Origin of the sequence: Pantoea sp. M_9, from assembly GCF_008631385.1 — a bacterium.
GTDB classification, from domain to species: Bacteria; Pseudomonadota; Gammaproteobacteria; order Enterobacterales; family Enterobacteriaceae; genus Pantoea; species Pantoea eucrina.
Genome location: NZ_VWUF01000001.1, coordinates 1 through 22982 on the forward strand (window position 1 = coordinate 1; position 22982 = coordinate 22982).

Below are 22982 nucleotides of genomic sequence, written 5' to 3' on the forward strand. Positions count from 1 at the left end.
CAGGCGTTTCGGCGACCGGCTCCTCTGCGGTTGTGGCCTGCGCGGCCGCTTTTTTCGCTTTGGCGCGTGCAATGGCGGCGACGGCGGCTTTGCGCGGATCCTCCTCCATTGCCGGCTCAGATGCCTCTGCTGCCGGCATCGCAGCAGGAGTGGCCTCAGGACGCTCAGTTGCCGCTTTTTTCGCTTTCGCCCGCGCAATCGCTGCTTCTACTGCCGCTTTACGCGGGTCGCTCTCTGCCGTAGCCTCGCTCTCTGGCTGAACCGCTTTTTTCGCTTTCGCCCGGGCGATTGCGGCTTCCACCGCCGCTTTACGCGGGTCGCCTGTCTGACGGGTAACCGGCTGCGTCTCTGCCTGGGTTGCTGCCTGCTGCGCCAGCGCCTGTGCGTGACGCGCTTCGCGTTCAGCTATTTCCTGCTCTGGCGTTTTCGCCTGACGCGCTTTAATACGTGCCGCAGCGGCGTCGCGTTCGCCCTTATCGCTGCGCGCAACGCGCTGCTTCGCCTCTTCGTGACGCGCCTCGCGCGCCAGTTTCTCGCGTTCTAACCGTGCCTGACGCGCCTCAAAGCGTGCCTTAGCCTCTGCCGTGCGCTTCGCTTCAAGATCGATGGCGCGCAGCTCAGCTTTTTCCTGCCGGTAATACTGAACCAGCGGAATATTGCTCGGGCAGACGTAGGCGCAGGCACCGCATTCAATACAGTCATCGATATTATGCGCGCGCGCTTTTTCATGATCGCCGCCCTGGCTATACCAGTAAAGCTGCTGCGGCAGCAGCTTCGCCGGACAGGCGTCGGCGCAGGCGCTGCAGCGAATGCAGGATTGCTCTTCCTGCGGCGCAGCCATTTCGCTGGCGGCAGGTGCCAGAATACAGTTGGTAATTTTCACAACCGGCACGTCGAGGGAGGGCAGGGTAAAGCCCATCAGCGGCCCGCCCATGATCACCATCTGACGCGGCCCCGGCTGAAAACCGACCTGACGCAGCAGATGACTCACCGGGGTGCCAAGACGACCCCAGACGTTGCGCGGTTGCGCAATCGCGTCGCCGGTCAGCGTGACCACGCGCTCGGTGATGGGTTCACCATCAATAATCGCACGCTTAACCGCCCAGGCGGTGCCGACGTTCTGCATCAGCACGCCAATATCCGTTGAGCGTCCGCCGTGCGGCACTTCCCGCCCGGTCAGGATTTTGGTCAGCTGTTTGGCCCCGCCAGAGGGGTATTTTGTCGGGATAACCCGGATCTCAATATCGCGCTCGCCGCGCAGGGCCTGTTTCAGGGCGGCAATCGCTTCAGGCTTGTTATCTTCAATACCGACCAGAACGCGTTCTGCCTGCAGTACCCAGGCAAGGATCCGGCAGCCTTCCAGCACTTCAGCGGCGTAATCCTGCATCAGCCGGTCGTCAGCGGTGATATAAGGCTCGCACTCTGCGGCATTGATGATTAACGTTTTGACACCCTGCAGGCCGCCACGCAGTTTAGTGGCGGTGGGAAACCCGGCGCCGCCCAGGCCCGCTACGCCAGCGCTGTGAATGCGTCGAGTAACCTCTTCCCGGCTCAGCGCACGGTAGTCGGGCTGCGCATCACGTTCGATCCAGCGGTCTTCGCCGTCAGCGCGCAGGAAAATGCACAGCTCTGAGAGCCCGGACGGGTGCGCCGTCATGTGCGGCGCGATAGCCTCTACGGTGCCTGACGTTGGCGCGTGTACCGGCAGCATGCGTCCGCTGCCAAAGGTGAGCGGCTGGCCGCGCAGCACGCGGTCGCCCGGCGAGACACAGATCTCACCCTCATGGCCAATATGCTGCTTCAGGGGAATAACAAACTGTTCAGGCAGCGGCAGCGTGCTCAGCGGCGTACCGTTGGACTGTGTTTTCATTTCCGGCGGATGAATACCGCCCTGAAAATCCCACAGCTTCTCTTTGCGAAACAGATTTAACAGATTAAGCATGATGTTCTGCCGGGATCACTTTTACAGGAATGGTGTTGAGATCCCACTTCCAGCTTGCTGGGGTAGTGGCGACCGGGCGCATTTCAATGCAGTCAGTCGGGCAGGGAGCCACACACAGGTCGCAGCCCGTGCAAACGTCGCTGAGCACGGTGTGCATGGCGCGCGTGGCGCCGACAATCGCATCCACCGGACACGCCTGAATGCACTTAGTGCAGCCAATACAGTTCTCTTCGTCGATCCACGCCACGGTACGCACCGGCGTAAGGGTTTCGGCACCGCCATCGAGCGGCTGCGGCTCAACGTTCAGCAGCTCCGCCAGCCTGAGCATGGTCTGCTCGCCACCCGGAGCGCACTTGTTGATCGCTTCTCCGTTATTGCCGACAGCATCCGCATAGGGACGACATCCGGGGTAGCCGCACTGACCGCACTGGCTTTGTGGCAGTACGGCATCAATCTGTTCGACAATAGGGTCTTCTTCAACTTCAAAGCGGCGCGAAGCGTAGCCGAGCAGGCCACCAAAAATCAGTCCCAGCGCGCTGAGCACAGCGATTGCTATCCAGATAGCGGTCATATCAGAATTTCACCAGACCGGTAAAGCCCATAAACGCCAGCGCCATCAGGCCAGCGGTGATCAGGGCGATAGAGTTACCTTTAAACGGTGCCGGCACGTTAGCCAGCACCAGACGTTCACGCATGCCGGCAAACAGCACCATCACCAGTGAAAAGCCCAGCGAGGCGCTAAAACCGTAGAGCGCAGCCTGCAGAAACGTATGGTTAAGATTAACGCTCAGTAATGGCACACCCAGTACCGCACAGTTGGTGGTGATCAGCGGCAGGAAGATCCCCAGCAGCCGGTAGAGTGACGGACTGGTTTTCCGCACCACCATCTCTGTAAACTGCACCACGACGGCAATCACCAGGATATAGGCCATCGTGCGCAGATAAACCAGATCCAGCGGGATCAGAATCAGATGGTTAACCAGCCAGGCACACACCGAAGCGAGCGTGATAACAAACGTGGTGGCGAGTCCCATGCCAATGGCCGTTTCCAGTTTTTTTGACACGCCCATGAACGGACAAAGGCCGAGGAATTTGACCAACACGAAGTTGTTCACCAGCACTGTGCCAATAAAGAGAAGCAAGTAATCGGTCATGGTTTAACCTGGGAAGCCTAAAGGCGTTTATTATCCGGAAATGAGAGCTACATCTCAACCTTTACCCCGGCGAGAGCAGCTCTGAAAGCACGCAGAATTAAATTCCTGACGAATTACGCAGCATTACGGGGCAGTGAAGGTCTGTTTAACCCGCCGGGAGCGCTTGAAGTAGGGCACAAACAGGGCCGCGGCCAGCAGCGTCAGAAGCAGGGTCTGCAGCGCTTTGCCGTCTGCAACCGGCGTGAAGGCAAAGGTTTTCAGCGCCAGCACGACGGTCATCAGCAGCCACAGGGTGTAGTGCCGTGGCAGGCGCCGCGAACGTCTGCAGAATATCCAGCATACCCAGATGCTGTAGAGCCAGACCGCAGCGGCCGTCAGCAGGGAGACCAGCCACTGTGATAACAGCAGATTAGCGTGTGAAAACAGCGTGGTACGCAGCTCGCTGTCAAACAGCGGGCGCAGATAAAGCGCGACAACCAGCGCGCTGGTTAGCATGGTCATAATCAGCCAGGCCAGCGGCAGTAACAGCCAGCCCCCAATGCGCGGTGAGTGAACAGATTCAGACATAATTAAACCACATAGCGCCACACTGATTTAGGCACGCAGCCCAGATCGTATAGTCGGCCACCAGAGACCAGTTCAGCACGGCGATGATCGGCAGCACGATACATATTGATGAGGTCATTATCATCAGTCAGCGAATAGTTGAGATGATCGTAGAGTTTTTCCAGACTCTCAAGATTATTCACTTTGCGAAATTTTAGCAGGTAATCCAGCGCAGTCATGATTGCCATTGAACAGAAGAACGAAAGAAGGCTCAAGTATAGGGAGCGCGCCGCTGCTGTCTATATATCGGTGTTAAAAAAATTTAAAATTCAGACCAGGCGGAGTAATTACTTCATCAGCTGCGATTTTTTGAGTGAAATTTCGGGATATAACAGCAAAACATCTATTCCACAGACACCTTATTCCCTATGCTGTGAGAAAATCTAACAGGTGAGAACGGCAACATTTATTGCGTTTATTTTTTGACAATAATTAAGTCATAACGGCTGAATAAGTTAATCAGGCCAGCGTAGCCGCTGGCGGAGTGTGCGGGTTATCACAAAATTGCTTATTGCTTTATGAACAACAGCATAACCATTCTTTACGCAGCGGTTGTAATCGCTTCCAGCCCGTTCAAATCTAACCAGTTCTGTTTATTACAGTTATTTGCCCCTTCAGATATTAAAACTCAGCTGTTTTATCCATAAACCTGATGCACTCTGATGATGCCATATGGGCGTAACTCCTTTAAATCATTCTGTTTTGTGAGTTATGTCGCGCTAGTTTTAGCTGAATTACGTCAGGCTTAATCTGCGTTTGTACCCCGACTACACACTCCCTTCAGAGGAATGAAAACTATGTGGAAACGTTTACTCCTTACCGCCATGGTGAGCGCCGCGCTCAGCACGCCGGTGCTGGCCGCTGATATGACAGTGGGATTCTCGCAGGTTGGTTCGGAATCGGGCTGGCGTGCAGCTGAAACCAGCGTCGCGAAAAGCGAAGCTAAAAAGCGCGGTATTACGCTGAAAATTGCTGATGGTCAGCAGAAGCAGGAAAACCAGATTAAAGCAGTACGTTCGTTTATTGCTCAGGGAGTGGACGCCATCTTCATCGCGCCGGTAGTGCAGACCGGCTGGGAACCGGTACTTGAAGAAGCAAAAGATGCCAAAATTCCGGTCTTCCTGCTGGATCGCGCCATTGTCGTGAAGGACAAATCTCTCTATATGGCAGTGGTGACAGCGGACAACGTGCTGGAAGGCAAGCTGATTGGCGACTGGCTGGTAAAAACCGTTGGCGACAAACAGTGTAACGTCGTAGAGCTGCAGGGAACGGTCGGCGCCAGTGTGGCTATCGATCGTAAAAAAGGATTTGCCGAAGCGATAGCCGGACATAATAACATTAAAGTGATCCGTTCTCAGTCCGGTGACTTTACCCGCAGTAAAGGTAAAGAGGTGATGGAGAGCTTTATTAAAGCTGAAAATAACGGCAAAAATATCTGCATGGTCTATGCCCACAATGATGATATGGCAATCGGTGCCATTCAGGCGATAAAAGAAGCGGGCCTGAAGCCAGGCAAAGATATTCTGACTGGTTCAATCGATGGCGTACCGGATATCTATAAAGCGATGCTGGCTGGTGAGGCAAATGCCAACGTCGAGCTGACGCCGGATATGGCCGGACCGGCGTTTGATGCGCTGGAGAAGTTTAAGAAAGATGGCACCATGCCACCTAAAATCATTAAAACGGAGTCGAAGCTCTTCCTGCCGGCGGATGCCCAGACAGAACTCGATAAAAAGAAAAACATGGGTTACTGATCCCCGCAGCCGCCCTGCGGGGCGGCTCTGCTGACATCAGCGAGGTAGAGCCTGATGAGCACCATCAATGATACACCGCTGCTCACGCTGAGCGGCATCAGTAAAAGATTTCCCGGCGTAAAAGCGCTGGATAATGTCTCATTCACTATCCGCAAAGGCGAGATTATGGCGCTGCTGGGTGAGAATGGCGCCGGCAAATCAACGCTGATTAAAGTGCTGACCGGCGTCTATTCACGCGATGCCGGTAGCATCACCCTTAACGGAGAAGCTATCACGCCCCACAGTACGGCGGATGCGCAGCGCGCCGGGATCGGCACGGTCTATCAGGAGGTTAACCTGTTGCCAAATATGTCGGTGGCGGACAACCTCTATATCGGCCGCGAGCCACAGCGCTTTGGCATGGTCGATCGCCGGAAAATGAACCGTGATGCCGATACGCTGATGCGCAATTACGGCTTCGCGCTGGATGTGACGCGCCCGCTTGGACATTACTCTGTCGCCATGCAGCAGATTATCGCTATCTGCCGCGCGGTCGATCTGTCGGCACAGATACTGATTCTGGATGAGCCTACGGCCAGTCTGGACGCCAGTGAAGTGGAAATGCTGTTTACGCTTATGGCGCAGCTGCGTGCCAGAGGCATGAGTCTGATCTTTGTGACCCACTTTCTTGACCAGGTGTACCGTATTACCGATCGCATTACCGTGTTGCGCAACGGCCAGTTTATCGCCACGCGTGATACCGCTTCGCTACCGCAGATAGAGCTGATTAAGCTGATGCTGGGGCGCGAGCTGCTGGAGACCGCGCTGCAGCGACAGGGCAGCACCCTGCGCAGCGATCAGCCGGTAGTGGCGTTTGAGGATTATGGCAAAAAAGGCACTATTGAACCTTTCAGCCTGCAGGTCAGGCCGGGTGAGGTGGTTGGTCTGGCGGGCCTGCTGGGTTCAGGCCGTACTGAAACCGCAGAGGTGCTGTTTGGTATCCGGCGTGCCGATCGCGGCACCGCGCGTATTAAAGGCAAGCTGCAGACTATTCGTACGCCGGCGCAGGCCTCCCGTCTGGGTATGGGATTCTGTCCTGAAGATCGCAAAACGGATGGCATTATTGGTGCGGCTTCCGTGCGTGAGAATATTATTCTGGCGCTGCAGGCGCAGCGCGGCTGGCTGCGTCCGATTAAGCGCCGCGAGCAGCAGGCGATTGCCGAACGTTTTATTAAAAGCCTCGGCATCCGTACGCCGCATGCCGACCAGCCGATTGAGTTGCTGTCAGGCGGCAATCAGCAGAAGGTGCTGCTGTCGCGCTGGCTGGTGACCAAACCGCAGTTTCTGATCCTGGATGAGCCAACGCGCGGCATCGATGTCGGTGCGCACGCTGAGATTATTCGTTTGATCGAGTCGCTCTGCGCGGATGGTCTGGCGCTGCTGGTCATCTCTTCTGAACTGGAAGAGCTGGTTGGCTACGCCGATCGCGTCCTGATTATGCGCGATCTGAAGCAGGTGGCTGAAATTCCACTCGAGCAGCTCTCCGTGGCGTCCATTGTGAACGCTATCGCCGAGGGAGGTGCACAACATGCCTGAATCGTCTATGACACAGTCAAAACCTGAAAGACGTAAGCTGAAGTTGCCACCGGGTATGCCACAGCTTGCGGCACTGATTCTGGTGCTGCTGATTGACAGCCTGGTCGCGAATAACTTTTTTGCCATTCATATTCAGGATGGTCGTCTGTTTGGTAGCCCGATCGATATTCTGAACCGCGCCGCGCCGGTGGCGCTACTCGCCGTGGGCATGACGCTGGTCATCGCTACCGGCGGGATCGATCTCTCTGTGGGCGCAGTAATGGCTATTGCAGGCGCAACCGCAGCCACGCTGACCGTTGCGGGACATAGCCTGGGCGTGATTGTACTGGCAACGCTCGGAACCGGCCTGCTATGTGGCCTGTGGAATGGGGTGCTGGTGGCGCTGCTGAAAATTCAGCCGTTTGTGGCCACGCTTATTCTTATGGTAGCGGGGCGGGGCGTAGCGCAGCTGATTACGCAGGGGCAGATCGTGACGTTTAACAGCGAAAGCCTGGCGTGGTTTGGCAGCGGTTCGCTGCTCTGGTTGCCGGTGCCGGTCTGGATCACGCTGCTGGTGGCGCTGGCTGTCTGGCTGCTGACGCGCAAAACAGCGCTGGGCCTGTTTATCGAAGCGGTAGGTATCAACCTGCGCGCGGCGCGCAACGCAGGCGTCAACGGCTGGCTGGTGGTGATGTCGACCTATGTGATTAGCGGTTTATGTGCAGCGGTGGCCGGGCTGATTGTCGCGGCTGATATCCGGGGTGCTGACGCCAATAACGCCGGCCTGTGGCTGGAGCTGGATGCCATTCTGGCCGTGGTGATTGGCGGAGCCTCGCTGATGGGCGGTCGCTTTAATCTGGTGCTGTCGCTGATTGGCGCACTGATTATACAGTCGATGAATACCGGGATACTGCTGTCAGGGTTCCCGCCGGAACTGAACCAGGTGGTGAAAGCGGTGGTTGTGATGTGCGTGCTGCTGCTGCAGTCGCCGCGGTTTATCGCCATGCTGAAGGGGAGGCGTTCAAAATGATAAAGCGTCATTTGCCATTGATGATTACGCTGCTGGTGTTTGTGGCGGGATATCTGTTCTGTCTGAGCCAGTTTCCGGGCTTCGCATCAACACGGGTTATCTGCAATATTCTGACGGATAACGCGTTTCTTGGCATTATCGCCGTGGGCATGACCTTTGTGATTTTGTCCGGCGGGATCGACCTCTCCGTTGGCGCGGTAATCGCCTTTACCGGCGTGTTTCTGGCGCGCATTATCGGTGATTTCCATCTTGATCCGCTGCTGGCGTTTGCCCTGGTTCTTGCGCTGGGGGCGCTGTTTGGCGCCATGATGGGCTGGCTGATTGATGCGCTGAAGATCCCGGCGTTTATTATTACGCTGGCAGGGATGTTTTTTCTGCGCGGCTGCAGTTACCTGGTGTCAGAGAACTCCATTCCGATTGATCATCCCCTTTACGCAACGCTGTCAGGCCTGGCGTGGAAAATCCCCGGCGGCGGGCGGCTGAGCCTGCTGGCGGTAATTATGCTGGTGGTGGTCGCAGGCGGTATTATTCTGGCGCACCGTACCCGATTTGGAAATCAGGTATACGCCATTGGCGGCAATCTTACCTCGGCGCAGCTGATGGGCGTTTCGACCCGCGCGACGACCATTAAGGTGTATATGCTCTCTACAACGCTGGCAACCCTGGCCGGTATTGTGTTCTCTATCTATACCTCCGCCGGTTACGCGCTGGCCGGGCTGGGCACAGAGCTGGATGCGATTGCTTCGGTAGTGATTGGCGGTACGCTGCTGTCCGGCGGCGTTGGCACCGTGCTCGGCACGCTGTTTGGTGTACTGATTCAGGGACTGATCCAGACGTGGATTAATTTCGACGGCACGCTGAGTTCGTGGTGGACCAAGATTGCTATCGGCATCCTGCTGTTTGCGTTTATCGCGCTGCAGCGCATGTTAACCGTGATGTGGGATCGTCAGCAAAACGCCCCGGTAAAACGCCTCACCCCGTAGGGGGCGTATTCAGCACCATTCTGCCCCGCCGGGCGCGCATTCAGTACCATTCGGTCCCCTAGGGGGCGCATTAATGCGCCCCTGGCCGAGATCGGCTCCCTGGCCATATGTTATGCACAAGGTCGGCATTAATGCCGCCCCTACAACACACCATCACCATTCTCCCCGTAGGGGGCGCATTCATGCGCCCCTGGCCGACTACCACGGCCGGTAAAGCCCGGGGCGATCGCAAAGGAACCCGGCGTCCTGCCGATCGGCCGCGCCATCCCTGGCGCGGACGCTTTGCTCTCCGCCCCGGACTTCACCGGCCTGCCAGCACCCTCGCTCGTTGCCAGAGCCCAATCTTCACACATCAGGTATCCGCTGCCACCAGGGCGGCATTAATGCCGCCCCTACAACAGACCATCACCATTCTCTCCCGTAGGGGGGCGCATTAATGCCGCCCCTACAACATACCATCACCATTCTCCCCGTAGGGGGCGCATTAATGCGCCCTTGGCCGAGATCGGCTCCCTGGCAGGTTTTAACCCGCGGATTTCAGGCATTAAAAAGCCGCGACGGTGCGCGGCTCAAGGTTGGGGCAGTAATCAAAATCAGCGGGCTAAACGGTAATAAACTTCGTTCCAGCGCAGCGCGTCCTTAAACGCAGGCAGGCGGGTTTCTTCATCGATCACCATCACTTCAATGCCGTTCAGCTCGCCGTAGAGATACATATCCTCCAGATCCAGCGCCTGGCTGAATACCGTATGGTGCGCGCCGCCGCCGAGGATCCACGCTTCTGACGCAGTTGCCAGCGAGGGCTGGGCACGCCACAGCGCACGGGCAACCGGCAGCTTCGGCAGCGGTTCAGGCTGTTCAATCGCATCCACTACGTTAACCAGCAGGCGGAAACGATCGCCCAGATCAATTACGCTGGCATTGATCGCGCGTCCGGCAGGCGTGGAGAAAATCAGACGCGCCGGATCGGCCTTACCGCCAATTCCCAGGAACTGAACGTCAATCAGCGGCTTCTCCTCTTTGGCAATAGAAGGGCAGACTTCCAGCATATGCGAACCCAGCACCAGATAGTTGCCTGGAGAGAAATGATACGTGTAATCCTCCATAAAAGAGGTGCCGCCTGCACGCGTGCCCGCCTGCACTTTGAGAATGTGCAGCAGCGCTGCGGTCTTCCAGTCGCCTTCGCCGGCAAAGCCGTAGCCCTGGCCCATCAGACGCTGCACCGCCAGCCCCGGCAGCTGCGTCATACCGTGCAGCGTCTGGAAGTTGGTCGTGAACGCTTTACAGCCTTCATCCTCCAGGAAGCGCTTCAGGCCCAGCTCAATGCGCGCTGCGTCCAGCACGTTCTGCCGCTTGTCGCCGTTAACGGCTGCCGCCTCGCTGAAGAGATACTGACTTTCATACTCATCGATCAGCGCGCTGACGTCACCGTCGCTGACGCCATTGATCACCTCAACCAGGTCGCCCACGCCCCAGCCGTTAACGGCGTAGCCAAACTGGATCTGTGCGGCAACTTTGTCGCCTTCGGTTACGGCAACTTCCCGCATGTTATCGCCAAAGCGGGCGACTTTAAGCTGCTGGCTGGCCTGTTTTGCCAGCGCGGCGTTGATCCAGCGGGCGATACGCTGCTGGCTGGTACGATCCTGCCAGTGGCCGGTGATGACGTTGTGCTGCAATCCCATGCGGGCGCCGATGAAACCGAACTCGCGGCCGCCGTGTGCGGTCTGGTTCAGGTTCATAAAATCCATATCCATGCTGTCCCACGGGATCTCTGCGTTGAACTGAGTATGGAACTGCAGCAGTGGCTTATTGAGAACGCTCAGTCCGCCGATCCACATTTTTGCCGGCGAAAATGTGTGCAGCCAGGTGATGATGCCGACGCACTGATTGTCGTGATTCGCTGCCCGGCAGAGCGCCAGCGCTTCATCCGGCGATTTGACCAGCGGCTGCAGCACCAGCGGCACCGGCAGCGTGCCAGCCTGATTAAGTCCTTCCATCACCTGACGGGCGTGCTCTTCCACCTGGCGCAATGTTTCCGCGCCGTAGAGGTGCTGTGTACCGATAACAAACCACACCTGCTGTGCGTTATGCTGTTCCATTAAACCACTCCTTTACTGTGCGGATAGGGTGCGCGGCGCGTACTGTGGTTCAGCTGCCTCACACCAGTTTTGATAACGTTGATAGAGCTGCTGATATGCCGCTACGCGCTGTGCGTCGGGCTGCAGCGTGACAGCAACCGGGCTGGCCATCACCTGCTGCGCGGCAGGTACGTCGGGATAGACTTCCGCCGCCACGGCCGCAAAAATTGCCGCGCCCAGCGCGCAGCACTCGTCTGAGGCGACAATATCCAGCGGACGGTTCATCACATCACAACACGCCTGCATAATGGCAGGGGACTTGCGGGCAATCCCCCCCAGCGTCAGGATGCTCTTTACCGGAATCGCCTGCTGCTCAAAACACTCCATAATCGCCCGCGCACCAAACGCCGTGGCGGCGATCAGACCGCCAAACAAAGCCGGCGCATCGGTGCCCAGGTTGAGATCGGTGATCACACCTTTCAGCCGCTGGTTTGCATCCGGGGTGCGGCGTCCGTTAAACCAGTCCAGCACCACCGGCAGATGATCGAGCTGCGGATTAGCGGCCCACGCTTCGGTGAGTTCGCGGATCAGTTCCTGTTGCAGCGCAGCCAGCTGCGGCTGCAGCTCAGGGTGGCGCTGCGCAGCCTGCTGCAGTGGCCAGCCGAGCAGGCGGCTGAACCAGGCGTAGATATCGCCAAAAGCAGACTGGCCCGCTTCGCAGCCAATGGCGCCGGGGACGACGCTGCCGTCGACCTGGCCGCAGATGCCCCGGATAGCGCGATCGCCGACGGTTTCGCTGTCTGCAATCAGAATGTCGCAGGTTGATGTGCCGATGACTTTAACCAGCGTGTAGGGCTGAGCACCGGCACCAACCGCACCCATGTGGCAGTCAAAGGCGCCGCCAGAGATGACCACCTGTTCAGATAACCCAAGGCGGGCAGCCCATTCAGCGCTCAGCGTGCCAACCGGCAGGTCAGCGGTCCAGGTATCGGTAAACAGCGGCGAGTCGAGCTGTTCTGTCAGCATCGGATCAAGCGCGTTGAGGAAGGCCACGTCCGGCAGGCCCTGCCACTCCGGATGCCAGAGCGATTTATGCCCGGCAGCGCAGCGCCCGCGGCGCAGCTTATCGGGGGCGGTCGTGCCGCTTAGCAGCGCCGGCACCCAGTCGCAGAGTTCAACCCAGGAGACCGCAGCCTCCCGCACGGCCGCATCCTCCCGCGAGACGTGTAAGATTTTGGCCCAGAACCATTCCGATGAGTAAATGCCGCCGATATAGCGGGTGTAATCGGTAAAGCGCCCGCTGTGGCAGAGACGGGTGATCTCTTCAGCTTCCTCGATCGCGGTGTGATCTTTCCACAGCACAAACATGGCGTTGGGATTCGCCGCAAATTCCGGACGCAGCGCCAGTACATTGCCGTTGCGATCGACTGGGGCCGGTGTTGATCCGGTTGTATCCACGCCGATCCCGGCAACCGCGGCGCGCTGCGCGGGCGTTAACGCCTGAATCACGCTGACCAGCGCCTGTTCCAGCGCATCGATATAGTCCTGCGGATGATGACGAAACCGGTTGGCGTGCGCGTCGCAAAACTCGCCCTGCGCCCAGCGCGGATAGTTGACCACCGCTTTTTCCAGCTCTTTGCCGCTGTGGCAGTCAACCGCCAGCGCACGCACCGAGTCACTGCCAAAATCCAGCCCAATTGTTATGGCGCCAGCACCCATCGGGATTCTCCTGTGTGAGTTATCTGGGTTCTATCCTGCGAGGCAATGCCATAAGCCGTTAGTCATCAGCGGCTGAGAATATGTACTTTTCTGTCATCGGAGAGGTTGTGTGATCGGCCGCAAAAGTCAGGCACCGATTAATTTTGCTGAATATATGGATATTTTTGCCTTCGTTTTGCTATGTGATACCGCTCTACATTTTGCGCCGCGTTTCTCGCTACAACTAGCCCAGCGTTTGCACAGCCTTTCAGCAACCCTTGAGCTAACGCGCTGATTTTGCGCTGTACCCGAAAGCAGAATTCAGATGGTAGCGTTTACACAAAAACGTTAATAACAGCGATAAAACACCATTGTGCCGGAGAGCATCATGCATAAATTCACTAAAGCGCTGGCGGCCGTCAGCCTCGCCGCGGTTATGTCACATTCCGCTATCGCCGAGACGATGAAGCTCGGTTTTCTTGTTAAACAGCCAGAGGAGCCGTGGTTCCAGACCGAATGGAAATTTGCCGACAAAGCGGGCAAGGATCTGGGTTTTGAGGTGATTAAAATTGCTGTACCGGATGGTGAAAAAACGCTTAACGCCATCGACAGCCTGGCGGCCAGCGGCGCAAAAGGGTTTGTCATCTGCACCCCCGATCCCAAACTCGGGTCGGCCATTATGGCAAAAGCGCGCAGCTACGATCTTAAAGTGATTGCGGTAGATGACCAGTTTGTCACAGCGAAAGGCAAGCCAATGGAGACCGTTCCGCTGGTGATGATGGCGGCAACGAAGATCGGCGAACGTCAGGGTCAGGAACTCTATAAAGAGATGCAGAAGCGCGGCTGGGACGTTAAAGAGACCGCGGTGATGGCGATCACCGCTAACGAGCTGGATACGGCGCGTCGCCGTACCGGTGGCTCTATGGCGGCCCTGAAAGCAGCAGGCTTCCCTGAGAAGCAGATTTATCAGGTTCCTACCAAATCCAACGATATTCCCGGCGCGTTTGATGCCGGTAACTCCCTGCTGGTGCAGCACCCGGAAGTCAAACACTGGCTGATTGTCGGTATGAACGATAACACCGTACTGGGTGGCGTGCGCGCCACTGAAGGCCAGGGTTTTAAAGCGCCAGATGTGATTGGTATCGGCATCAACGGCGTGGATGCGATCAGCGAACTCTCTAAAGGCTCTGCGACCGGTTTCTATGGTTCGCTGCTGCCCAGCCCGGACGTTCACGGTTATAAGAGCAGCCAGATGCTCTACAACTGGGTCACTAAAGGCGAAGAGCCCGCCAGATTTACTGAGGTGACGGATGTGGTGCTGATCACCCGCGATAACTTCAAAACCGAACTGGCGAAGAAAGGATTGATGTAACGCACAGGGTGCGCATTTATGCGCACCTGAAATCCGACAGGCACTATCAGGAGTTTCCATGGAGACCGATCAGGCATTTCTCTCTTTTCATGGCATCAGCAAAACCTTTCCTGGCGTAAAAGCCCTGCAGGATATCGGTTTTGAGTGCCGCGCCGGTGAGGTGCACGCGCTGATGGGCGAAAACGGCGCGGGAAAATCGACGCTGCTGAAAATTCTCAGCGGCAGCTACCAGCCTACAAGTGGTGAAATCCGTATCAAAGGCGAGGCGAAGCGCTTCAGTAATACGGTTGAGGCGCTGGATGCCGGCGTCGCTATCATCTACCAGGAGCTGCACCTGGTGCCGGAAATGAGCGTGGCGGAGAATATCTATCTCGGCCAGCTGCCGCATAAACGCGGCCTGGTAAACCGCAAGCTGCTGCGCTACGAAGCGGGATTGCAGCTGAAAAATCTCGGGATGGATATCGATCCCGACATGCCGCTGAAATATCTGTCGCTGGGGCAGTGGCAGATGGTGGAGATCGCCAAGGCGCTGGCGCGCAATGCCCGCATTATCGCCTTTGATGAGCCGACCAGCTCACTCTCAGCCCGTGAAATTGAGCATCTGTTTCGCGTTATCCGTCAGCTGCGCGCTGAAGGACGGGTGGTGCTGTATGTGTCGCACCGCATGGAGGAGATTTTTGCCCTGAGCGATGCGATTACCGTGTTTAAAGATGGCCGCTATGTGCGCACCTTTACGGATATGCCCAACACCCATCATGACGATCTGGTCGAGGCGATGGTCGGGCGCAACCTGGGTGACATCTATGGCTATGCGCCCCGCGAGCTGGGCGCGGTGCGTCTTCAGCTCGACCAGGTCGAGGCGAAAGGGGTGCGCATGCCCATCTCGTTCAGCGTGCGCGCAGGAGAAATTGTAGGACTGTTTGGTCTGGTGGGCGCCGGACGCAGCGAGCTGATGAAAGGACTGTTTGGCGCCACGCAGCTGCGCAGCGGCACGGTTTCGCTTGATGGCAGGCCGCTCGCGATCCGTCAGCCGATCGACGCTATCCGGGCGGGCATTATGCTCTGTCCCGAAGATCGCAAAGCGGAAGGCATTATTCCGGTGCACTCCGTGCGGGAGAACATCAATATCAGCGCGCGGCGGCATAACCTTACGGCGGGCTGCCTGATCAGGCCCGGCTGGGAGACGAAAAACGCAGAAAGCCATATCCGTTCACTCAATATCAAAACGCCTGGCCCGCACCAGCTGATCATGAATCTCTCCGGTGGCAACCAGCAAAAGGCGATTCTGGGCCGCTGGCTCTCAGAAGAGATGAACGTGATCATGCTGGATGAGCCGACGCGCGGTATTGACGTTGGCGCAAAACATGAGATCTACAACCTGATTTATCAACTGGCAGGCAAAGGGATTGCGGTGCTGTTTGCATCGAGCGATCTGCCCGAAGTCATGGGCCTCGCCGACCGCATTATTGTCATGCGCGAAGGTGAAATTGCCGGAGAACTGACGCACGACACGGCAACCGAACAGCTGACGCTCAGTCTGGCGATGCCGAAAACCCCTCAAACGGCCGCCGTGGCCTGATGTACAGGAGAGCAACAATGGCTTCATCTACCACTTCCAACACGCCACCGGTGCAGCGCAGCGGCCTGCAGCTGGGGCGTATCTGGGATAATTTCGGCATGCTGGTGGTTTTTGCACTGCTGTTTATTGTCTGCGCCATTTTTGTGCCGAACTTCGGCACCTTTATCAATATGAAAGGGCTGGGCCTGGCGATGTCGATGTCCGGCATGGTGGCCTGCGGTATGCTGTTCTGCCTGGCGTCGGGAGACTTTGATCTCTCCATCGCCTCGGTTATCGCCTGCGCCGGCGTAGTGACGGCGGTGGTGATCAACATGACCGAAAGCCTGTGGATTGGCGTGGCTGCCGGGCTGCTGCTTGGTATGGCAACCGGTTTTGTTAACGGATTCGTTATCGCCCGGCTGAAAATCAATGCCCTGATCACCACGCTGGCAACGATGCAGATTGTGCGCGGCCTGGCCTATATCTTCTCTGACGGTAAAGCGGTAGGGATTGAAGATGAGCGCTTTTTTGCGCTGGGTTATGCCAACTGGCTGGGCGTGCCGGCGCCTATCTGGCTCACGATTGCTACCATGATCGCGTTTGGCTTCCTGCTGAATAAAACCACCTTTGGCCGCAACACGCTGGCGATTGGCGGCAATGAAGAAGCCGCCCGGCTGGCCGGCGTGCCGGTGGTGCGGACCCGCATCATTATCTTTATCCTTTCCGGGCTGGTTTCAGCGGCGGCGGGCATTATTCTGGCCTCGCGTATGACCAGCGGTCAGCCCATGACCTCGCTGGGCTATGAGCTGATTGTGATCTCTGCCTGCGTGCTGGGCGGCGTCTCGCTGAAAGGCGGCATCGGTAAGATTTCTTATGTGGTAGCGGGGGTGCTGATCCTGGGCACCGTAGAGAATGCGATGAATTTACTGAATATCTCGCCATTCTCACAGTATGTTGTGCGTGGTCTGATACTGTTAGCCGCAGTGATTTTCGATCGCTACAAACAGAAAAACAGAGCCGTTTGATTCCGTCGGCGCAACGGGTGTTGCGCCGCGCGTCATGCAGAGAGTGAGGGCACTATGTACCATCGCGAACCCCCCAGTGAACAACAGAACCCCCTGCTGCCGGGCTACCCGTTTAACGCCTGGCTGGTCGCGGGACTTACGCCGATTAACGCGCAGGAGCCGCTCGATTTTTTTATCGACCGTCCGCTGGGGATGAAGGGCTATATTCTTAACCTCACCATTCGCGGTAAAGGCCGGGTCTTTGATGGCGAATCCGCCTTTGACTGTGAGCCGGGCGATCTGCTGCTGTTTCAGCCGAAAACGCCCCATTATTATGGACGGGCGCCCGATAGCCCGTGCTGGCACCATCGCTGGGTCTATTTCCGGCCGCGCGCCTACTGGATTGATTGGCTGGAGTGGCAGGAGCAGAAGCAGGGCGTGGGCCGGCTGCGTCTGACCGAAGCGTTATGCGGCGAGTTCGATCGCCTGTTTGCCAGTATTGAGCAGACCCATAATTCCGGTCGCCGCTTTGCTGAAGAGCTGGCAATGAACCTGCTGGAGCGTCTGCTGCTGCGTGCGGTGGAAGAGGATCCGCGCAGCCATCAGCAAATCCGCGATCCGCGCGTGATTGAAGCCTGCCAGTACGTAACCAACCACCTTGCCAGCGAAGTCAAAATTGAAGAGGTGGCTCGGCATGTCTGTTTATCTCCTTCACGGCTGGCGCATCTGTTTCGCGAACAGATGGGCATCAATCTGCTGCGCTGGCGAGAAGATCAGCGGGTGATACGCGCCAAGCTGCTGCTTCAGACCACACAGGAGCCTATCGCCTCCGTGGGGCGGGAGGTGGGCTATGACGATCAGCTCTACTTTTCGCGCGTATTCCGTAAACGCACAGGCGTCAGCCCGAGTGATTTCCGCCGCCGCAGTCAGGATGCGCACGACGCGCTCGAAGCGCAGCAGAACTGGCCGGAACCCGGCCGGGCGATCTCTTTCAGCTGATTCCGCCTTGTTCTCACCGGCTGATTCGTCTTAAATCAGTCGGGTATATGACAAAAGGAGTGAGAATGAGCGATAAACTACGTGTCGGCCTGATGGGTTATGGTTTCGCCAGTAAAACCTTTCATGCCCCCTTAATCGCCGGAACAGCTGAAATGGAACTGGCAGCGATCTCCAGCAGTGATGCCGGTAAAGTGCACGCTGACTGGCCCTCCGTACAGGTCGTTGCCGATCCGCAGGCGCTGCTGGACGATCCCACCCTGCAGCTGATTGTGATCCCCACCCCCAATGACACCCATTTTCCGCTGGCCAAAGCGGCCCTGAATGCCGGCAAGCATGTGGTTGTTGATAAACCATTTACCGTCACGCTCTCGCAGGCGCGTGAGCTTGATCAGCTGGCAAAATCGAGAGGGTTGCTGCTCTCGGTCTTCCATAACCGCCGCTGGGACAGCGATTTTCTGACGCTAAAAACGCTGCTCGGCGAGGGCACGCTGGGCGAGGTACGCTATCTTGAGTCGCATTTTGACCGCTTCCGCCCGGAAGTGCGCCAGCGCTGGCGCGAAATGAAAGGGCCGGGCAGCGGTATCTGGTTTGACCTCGGCCCGCACGTGCTGGATCAGGCGCTGCAGCTGTTTGGCATGCCGGTGGCGATCAATGTGGACATGGCAGAGCTGCGCCCGGGCGCGCAAACCACTGACTACTTTCACGCGGTGCTGACCTATCCGACGCGTCGCGTGGTGCTGCATGCCAGCATGCTGGTGGCAGCAGAGTCACCGCGCTTTGTGGTACATGGCACGCGTGGCAGCTACGTAAAGTATGGCCTCGATCCGCAGGAGGATCGTCTGAAATCGGGCGCCAGACCGCCGCAGCAGGAGTGGGGCTACGACATGCGCAACGGCACGCTGACGCTGGCAGAAAGCGATATGCTGGTAGAACAGGAGCTGCTGACGCAGCCGGGTAACTATCCGGCCTACTATGCGGCAATCCGCGATGCGATAGCCGGCACGGGGCAGAACCCGGTGCGGGCTGAAGAGGCGATACAGGTCATGGAGCTGATTGAGCTGGGTCTGCAGTCTGCAGAGAAGCGTCAGACAATGTCACCACGCTGATGTTTCGCGCCGCCCTGCGGCGGCGCGTGTTTCAGCTTTAGCCCGCTACGCGCTGGCGCAGCGCCGTTTTCTCCGCTTCGCTCAGAAACGCAATCGCTACGCCATTCTCCTGCGCCTGGCGGATCTCTGCCGGCGTGAGACCTGCCGCAGGGGCCGCAACCTCATATTCATGCGCCAGCTCCACGCCCTGAACCGCCGGATCGTCAGTATTCAGCGTGGCCAGAATGCCGTGCTGCAGAAACGCTTTCAGCGGGTGTTTCTCCAGCGAGGAGACGGTGCTGGTCTGAATATTTGAGGTCAGGCAGGATTCGATGCCGATACGCTGCTCAGCCAGGAAATCCATCAGCGCGCGATCCTCTATCGCTTTAACGCCGTGACCGATACGCTCCGCGCCCAGTTCACGAATCGCCTGCCAGATACTCTCCGGACCCGCCGCTTCGCCGGCGTGTACGGTGATACGGAAGCCGGCGTCACGCGCCCGGTTGAAGTGGCTCAGAAACTCACTGCCGGGGAAGCCCAGCTCATCGCCGGCCAGATCCACGGCGGTGATGCCGTCGCGATGGGCCAGCAATCCTTCCAGCTCGCGCAGGCACGCCTCTTCGCCAAAGGTGCGGCTCATAATGCCAATCAGATTAACATCCACACCGTACTGCTTCACGCCTGCGCGTACGCCGTCAATCACCGCTTCTGTCACGCCCGCCACCGGCAGGTTATGGGTCATCGCCATATAGCCCGGCGAGAAGCGCAGTTCTGCATAGTGAATACCGGCACGCGCCGCATCTTCGACATTTTCCAGCGCAATGCGGCGGCAGGCGTCAAGATCGCCCAGCACTTTGACGCCCCAGTCGAGCTTTTGCAGAAAACTCACCAGATCGGGCTCGTTTGCGGTGACCTGCACGTGAGGGCGCAGCGCGTCAAGAGAGCTGGCGGGCAGAGAGAGATTAAACTGGCGGCCGAGATCGAGAATAGTTTGGGCGCGGATATTGCCATCAAGGTGGCGGTGAATATCGGTAAGAGGAAGCTGCTGGTCGATCATGGCGCACTCGCTTGTCAGGAATAAAGTGCAGAGCATTATAAAAATATCTTGCGCAACTGCGCCAGCGATTTGCGCAAAGCAGGATGCAGATGGTGAATATTAAAGCGGTAAAGCGCCGCTTCTTCCCGCAGGATGAAGCGGCGCGCAGTGCCGGTTACTGCGGCATACCTTCACTGGTTGGCATACCCAGCATATAGCGGGAGAGGAACTGCTCCAGTGACATCTTGTCGCCGTTCATCGTTACCTGCCCGTTTGCATACTGCAGGCTGGTCACAATGTTATTATCCTGCTGCTGCGTCAGACGGAACATCTGACCCATCGCCGCCACGCCTTTAACCTGCTGATCCGCCAGCTTCTGCGCATCGTCGCCCTGATATCCCTCGGCCAGGCCGACATGACGCATCGCTTCTGTCGCCATTGGCATATTGATATTCAGTTTGCCATCCAGCGTTTTCAGCATACGATCTACCGCAGCACCCAGGCTCTGCGCCTCGCCGCTGACGGCAGCGGGATCGTTGAAGCCGATGTTCAGGTTGAACGTGCTCTCACCCTTATCATTTTTCCAGCTCAGCGGCGCAATGCTGACCGCCGGCGCGCCTTTCAGCAGCAGCGGCAGGTTGTTACGCAGAATGGTCTGCACGCTGGCCTGATAGCGAATCGGATCGTCGGCAACACCCGGCTGGCGCAGCAGATCCTGCATCTGCGCGTTGTAGGTGTCGGAGAAGGTTTTCACCGCCTGCGCATCAAACTGCGAAAATTTCATCGCCAGGCGCGCTTCACCAAACGGCTGCTGCTGCAGGTTGATATCACCCACTTTATAATCGATAGTGCCGCCAATTTTGCCCTCTTTATTGTCAAAAGAGGATTTACCGTCGATTTTCTGCAGCGTCATTCCCTGCTGGCCGTTGATGCTGGCTTCCAGTTTATCCAGCGTGATGGTCTGATCGCCCACGCGCACGCCTTCCGGGCTCAGGTGAGTATCACCGCCCAGCGCCAGACCGTTAAGCGTAAACAGCACCGGCTGCTCCAGCTGGTTTTTACTGGTAACGGCAATGCTGGAGAACTCACCTTTCAGGCTGACTTTATCGCCTTTGCTGTCGGCGCTGACGTCGAGCTTACCGCCGTTGGTGGCCAGCCGGTCACCGGTCTGCGCATTGCTGTAATCCACCGGCAACAGCGTCAGTGCCGTATCGGTAGCCCCGCTGTAGCCAATGCGCGTATCGGCGGCGACCAGTGATTTGCCGTCGGTCAGCGCGAACAGCTTTTTCACCGCATCGGTATTAGCAAGCTCGGAATGCACCGAGGCCATCGCGGGCAGAATGTTGCCGCGCTTCAGTTGCGCAAAGGGGAAAGGACCGTGATCGATGGTCTCATTCAGCACAATGGTCTGGCCCGGCTTAAGCAGCGGATTATCCACCGTTTGTGAACTCGCCTGAATAACCAGTTTCGTGCTGCTGCTGAACAGACCGCGCTGATAGTCCTGATAGCTCAGCGTCAGGCGGCTGTTGGGGGACCAGGCGTTAATCTGGCTGTTGGCCTGTTGCAGCATCTCATCCTTGTGGCTCTCAATCTGCTTGCCGGTAAACCACGCTGCGCCGGTCCAAACCACACCGAGCGCGACAATCACACCTGCTGCAACCTGAGTCTTTTTCATCGCTGAGTCATCCTTATCCTTGCGTCCGCGTCCCGTCGGGGTGACGCGCCGGGTGAAGAAAAACGCCCGCAGGCGTTTAAAGTAATAGTCTGAAAGGATAGCAGTTAACGCGCGCAGCGTCAGCCGTCTGCAGTGAGCATGCTAAAGACGCGCGCCAGGCGTCCGCTGCCTGAGGCCGCAATCGGGGGCTCGCTGGCAGCGACAAAACAGGACTCGCCGGGCTGCAGGACAAGCTGGCTATCCGCGCTGGCGAGCCGCGCTTCCCCCTCAATACAGAACAGCAGGGCGGCGCTGGCCGGTGCCAGCGGTTGCGCCACGGCGGAAAGCTGGTGGATGGCAAAGGAAAAATCATTGACCGGCACCGGAAAACAGAATGCCTGCGCGTCGCGCTCAGGCTGCAGCCGCAGCGTATCGGCGGCGCGGGGGGTAAAGTTCAGGTTAGCCAGCAGCTCCGGCATATCGATAAATTTTGGCGTCAGGCCGGCGCGCAGCACATTATCTGAGTTAGCCATGACCTCAAGTGCAGTGCCCTGCAGGTAAGCGTGCGGCGTGCCGGCAGAGAGAAACATCGCGTCGCCGGGCTGCAGCAGCAGCAGGTTAAGCAGCAGTGGTGCAAACAGACCGTTATCGTCCGGGTAATCAGCCGCCAGCTGCCGCACAGTCAGCCACGGCTCCTCATCGCGCGCCGCAGCCGCTGAACAGAGGATCGCCAGCGCGCGCCTTTTTTCATCCCCCTGCAGCGAGAACAGCGTGGCAAACAGGCGGGCAAGGGCGTCCGGGCCGTCCTGCTCAATAAAGTGCCCGATATGCGGATGGGCGCCCGCTACCGCGCTCAGCAGCGATACCATTTCGGGTCGCTCGCGGAAGCCGTTCAGCGCCTGAAAAGGGGTCAGCGCATAGAGCAGTTCCGGTTTATGGCTGGCATCTTTATAGCTGCGCTGCGGCGCATCCACCGGGATGCCGGCTGCGTTTTCACGGGCAAAACCGGCGGCAGCTGCGCGCTTATCGGGATGTGCCTGCACCGAGAGCGCTTTCGCCGCGCAGAGCACTTTGAACAGAAACGGCAGTTCACCGAACCGGTTGGCAACGGCGCTTCCCAGCATGGCGACCGGATCGCGCGCGATGAGATCGCGCAGCGAAGCGTGCCGGCCGTCAACAATCAGCGTGGACGGGCTTTTCGGATGCGCGCCCATCCACAGCTCTGCCAGCGGCCGGCCCTGCGGATCGGCAATACCATAAAGCTCCGTTAACGCCGTTGTGCTGCCCCAGTCGTAGTACTGCAGTGAGTTGTTCAATTTATGCATGTTGCACCCTCAGCTGAACAGTTATTGCCCAGTAAAGCAGAAAATTTCAGCAATTAGCGCGACCTGTGTGCAGGAAACGCGATGTGCCCGCATACTGTTTTATTGATTCGGATAACAATCCGGCCTGAAGCGGGGCGGTAAGAGACCGCGCCC

19 protein-coding genes are annotated in these 22982 nt (G+C 57.8%); 9 read left to right on the forward strand and 10 right to left on the reverse strand.

The features are described from left to right. The 5 genes from rsxC to ydgT form a co-directional block, all read right to left on the reverse strand. Window positions 1–1942, reverse strand: a 1942-nt coding sequence (rsxC, locus tag F3I15_RS00005) for an electron transport complex subunit RsxC (RefSeq protein WP_150016070.1), incomplete at its 3' end; no start/stop codon positions are given. Then, on the reverse strand, window positions 1935–2513 hold the full coding sequence (gene rsxB, locus F3I15_RS00010; RefSeq protein ID WP_150016071.1) for an electron transport complex subunit RsxB: 579 nt from the start codon (window positions 2511–2513) through the stop codon (window positions 1935–1937). The genes rsxB and rsxC, both read right to left, overlap by 8 nt. Before the next feature lies 1 nt (window position 2514). After that, window positions 2515–3096: an electron transport complex subunit RsxA gene (gene rsxA / locus F3I15_RS00015; protein WP_065649440.1), complete on the reverse strand. Its 582-nt coding sequence runs from the start codon at window positions 3094–3096 to the stop codon at window positions 2515–2517. 123 nt (window positions 3097–3219) lie between these two features. Beyond that, window positions 3220–3663 (reverse strand): DUF2569 domain-containing protein, encoded by a 444-nt coding sequence (locus tag F3I15_RS00020; RefSeq protein ID WP_150016072.1) that lies wholly within the window; start codon window positions 3661–3663, stop codon window positions 3220–3222. Between the two features lie 2 nt (window positions 3664–3665). Continuing rightward, window positions 3666–3881: a transcription modulator YdgT gene (gene ydgT, locus F3I15_RS00025; protein ID WP_150016073.1), complete on the reverse strand. Its 216-nt coding sequence runs from the start codon at window positions 3879–3881 to the stop codon at window positions 3666–3668. A gap of 618 nt (window positions 3882–4499) precedes the next feature. Between ydgT and ytfQ the strand changes: the two genes are divergently transcribed. Genes ytfQ through yjfF form a run of 4 tightly spaced genes read left to right on the forward strand, consistent with a single transcriptional unit; the run spans window position 4500 to window position 9023 of the window. After that, on the forward strand, window positions 4500–5456 hold the full coding sequence (ytfQ, locus tag F3I15_RS00030) for a galactofuranose ABC transporter, galactofuranose-binding protein YtfQ (protein ID WP_071668782.1): 957 nt from the start codon (window positions 4500–4502) through the stop codon (window positions 5454–5456). Window positions 5457–5510: 54 nt separating this feature from the next. After that, on the forward strand, window positions 5511–7031 hold the full coding sequence (locus F3I15_RS00035) for a sugar ABC transporter ATP-binding protein (protein WP_150016074.1): 1521 nt from the start codon (window positions 5511–5513) through the stop codon (window positions 7029–7031). Between the two features lie 7 nt (window positions 7032–7038). After that, complete coding sequence (gene ytfT / locus F3I15_RS00040; protein WP_370513317.1) at window positions 7039–8040, forward strand: galactofuranose ABC transporter, ATP-binding protein YtfT; 1002 nt, start codon at window positions 7039–7041, stop codon at window positions 8038–8040. After that, window positions 8037–9023 carry a galactofuranose ABC transporter, permease protein YjfF gene (gene yjfF, locus F3I15_RS00045; RefSeq protein ID WP_150016076.1) on the forward strand — a complete coding sequence of 329 codons (987 nt, stop codon included), beginning with the start codon at window positions 8037–8039 and terminating at the stop codon, window positions 9021–9023. The genes ytfT and yjfF overlap by 4 nt, the downstream gene beginning before the upstream one ends. 593 nt (window positions 9024–9616) lie before the next feature. Here the strand turns inward: yjfF and araA are convergent. Together araA and F3I15_RS00055 are read right to left on the reverse strand one after the other, a co-directional pair. After that, window positions 9617–11119 carry an L-arabinose isomerase gene (gene araA, locus F3I15_RS00050; RefSeq protein ID WP_150016077.1) on the reverse strand — a complete coding sequence of 501 codons (1503 nt, stop codon included), beginning with the start codon at window positions 11117–11119 and terminating at the stop codon, window positions 9617–9619. A gap of 12 nt (window positions 11120–11131) precedes the next feature. Next, window positions 11132–12817: a ribulokinase gene (locus F3I15_RS00055; RefSeq protein ID WP_150016078.1), complete on the reverse strand. Its 1686-nt coding sequence runs from the start codon at window positions 12815–12817 to the stop codon at window positions 11132–11134. Between the two features lie 367 nt (window positions 12818–13184). On the opposite strand from F3I15_RS00055, the gene F3I15_RS00060 reads away from it, so the two are divergent. From F3I15_RS00060 to F3I15_RS00080, 5 genes are all read left to right on the forward strand, one after another. Beyond that, the gene (locus F3I15_RS00060; protein ID WP_150016079.1) at window positions 13185–14168 is read left to right on the forward strand and encodes an arabinose ABC transporter substrate-binding protein; all 984 of its coding nucleotides are present in this window, start codon (window positions 13185–13187) and stop codon (window positions 14166–14168) included. Between the two features lie 58 nt (window positions 14169–14226). Next, complete coding sequence (araG, locus tag F3I15_RS00065) at window positions 14227–15747, forward strand: L-arabinose ABC transporter ATP-binding protein AraG (RefSeq protein WP_150016080.1); 1521 nt, start codon at window positions 14227–14229, stop codon at window positions 15745–15747. 17 nt (window positions 15748–15764) lie between these two features. Then, a complete protein-coding gene (gene araH, locus F3I15_RS00070; protein WP_039384220.1) occupies window positions 15765–16751 on the forward strand; it encodes an L-arabinose ABC transporter permease AraH in 987 nt (328 codons plus the stop codon). 54 nt (window positions 16752–16805) lie between these two features. Continuing rightward, on the forward strand, window positions 16806–17729 hold the full coding sequence (gene araC / locus F3I15_RS00075; RefSeq protein ID WP_150016081.1) for an arabinose operon transcriptional regulator AraC: 924 nt from the start codon (window positions 16806–16808) through the stop codon (window positions 17727–17729). Window positions 17730–17794: 65 nt separating this feature from the next. Next, window positions 17795–18835, forward strand: a complete 1041-nt coding sequence (locus F3I15_RS00080; RefSeq protein WP_150016082.1) for an oxidoreductase — start codon at window positions 17795–17797, stop codon at window positions 18833–18835. A gap of 37 nt (window positions 18836–18872) precedes the next feature. Here the strand turns inward: F3I15_RS00080 and add are convergent, their stop codons facing one another. The 3 genes from add to manA all read right to left on the reverse strand — a co-directional run bounded on the left by add (window position 18873) and on the right by manA (window position 22829). Next, the gene (add, locus tag F3I15_RS00085) at window positions 18873–19871 is read right to left on the reverse strand and encodes an adenosine deaminase (protein WP_150016614.1); all 999 of its coding nucleotides are present in this window, start codon (window positions 19869–19871) and stop codon (window positions 18873–18875) included. Window positions 19872–20025: 154 nt separating this feature from the next. Continuing rightward, window positions 20026–21525, reverse strand: a complete 1500-nt coding sequence (locus tag F3I15_RS00090) for a YdgA family protein (RefSeq protein WP_150016083.1) — start codon at window positions 21523–21525, stop codon at window positions 20026–20028. Window positions 21526–21644: 119 nt separating this feature from the next. Then, complete coding sequence (gene manA / locus F3I15_RS00095; RefSeq protein WP_150016084.1) at window positions 21645–22829, reverse strand: mannose-6-phosphate isomerase; 1185 nt, start codon at window positions 22827–22829, stop codon at window positions 21645–21647. Between the last annotated feature and the right edge of the window lie 153 nt (window positions 22830–22982).

Excerpts from the sequence above, each read along its gene's own strand:
- yjfF (WP_150016076.1), top strand. The coding sequence starts at position 8,037 with ATGATAAAGCGTCATTTGCCATTGATGATTACGCTGCTGGTGTTTGTG.
- araC (WP_150016081.1), top strand. The coding sequence starts at position 16,806 with ATGTACCATCGCGAACCCCCCAGTGAACAACAGAACCCCCTGCTGCCG.
- F3I15_RS00020 (WP_150016072.1), bottom strand. The coding sequence starts at position 3,663 with ATGTCTGAATCTGTTCACTCACCGCGCATTGGGGGCTGGCTGTTACTG.
- F3I15_RS00090 (WP_150016083.1), bottom strand. The coding sequence starts at position 21,525 with ATGAAAAAGACTCAGGTTGCAGCAGGTGTGATTGTCGCGCTCGGTGTG.
- rsxA (WP_065649440.1), bottom strand. The coding sequence starts at position 3,096 with ATGACCGATTACTTGCTTCTCTTTATTGGCACAGTGCTGGTGAACAAC.
- F3I15_RS00055 (WP_150016078.1), bottom strand. The coding sequence starts at position 12,817 with ATGGGTGCTGGCGCCATAACAATTGGGCTGGATTTTGGCAGTGACTCG.
- ydgT (WP_150016073.1), bottom strand. The coding sequence starts at position 3,881 with ATGACTGCGCTGGATTACCTGCTAAAATTTCGCAAAGTGAATAATCTT.
- araA (WP_150016077.1), bottom strand. The coding sequence starts at position 11,119 with ATGGAACAGCATAACGCACAGCAGGTGTGGTTTGTTATCGGTACACAG.
- manA (WP_150016084.1), bottom strand. The coding sequence starts at position 22,829 with ATGCATAAATTGAACAACTCACTGCAGTACTACGACTGGGGCAGCACA.
- ytfT (WP_370513317.1), top strand. The coding sequence starts at position 7,039 with ATGACACAGTCAAAACCTGAAAGACGTAAGCTGAAGTTGCCACCGGGT.
- F3I15_RS00080 (WP_150016082.1), top strand. The coding sequence starts at position 17,795 with ATGAGCGATAAACTACGTGTCGGCCTGATGGGTTATGGTTTCGCCAGT.
- araG (WP_150016080.1), top strand. The coding sequence starts at position 14,227 with ATGGAGACCGATCAGGCATTTCTCTCTTTTCATGGCATCAGCAAAACC.
- F3I15_RS00035 (WP_150016074.1), top strand. The coding sequence starts at position 5,511 with ATGAGCACCATCAATGATACACCGCTGCTCACGCTGAGCGGCATCAGT.
- F3I15_RS00060 (WP_150016079.1), top strand. The coding sequence starts at position 13,185 with ATGCATAAATTCACTAAAGCGCTGGCGGCCGTCAGCCTCGCCGCGGTT.
- ytfQ (WP_071668782.1), top strand. The coding sequence starts at position 4,500 with ATGTGGAAACGTTTACTCCTTACCGCCATGGTGAGCGCCGCGCTCAGC.
- rsxB (WP_150016071.1), bottom strand. The coding sequence starts at position 2,513 with ATGACCGCTATCTGGATAGCAATCGCTGTGCTCAGCGCGCTGGGACTG.
- add (WP_150016614.1), bottom strand. The coding sequence starts at position 19,871 with ATGATCGACCAGCAGCTTCCTCTTACCGATATTCACCGCCACCTTGAT.
- araH (WP_039384220.1), top strand. The coding sequence starts at position 15,765 with ATGGCTTCATCTACCACTTCCAACACGCCACCGGTGCAGCGCAGCGGC.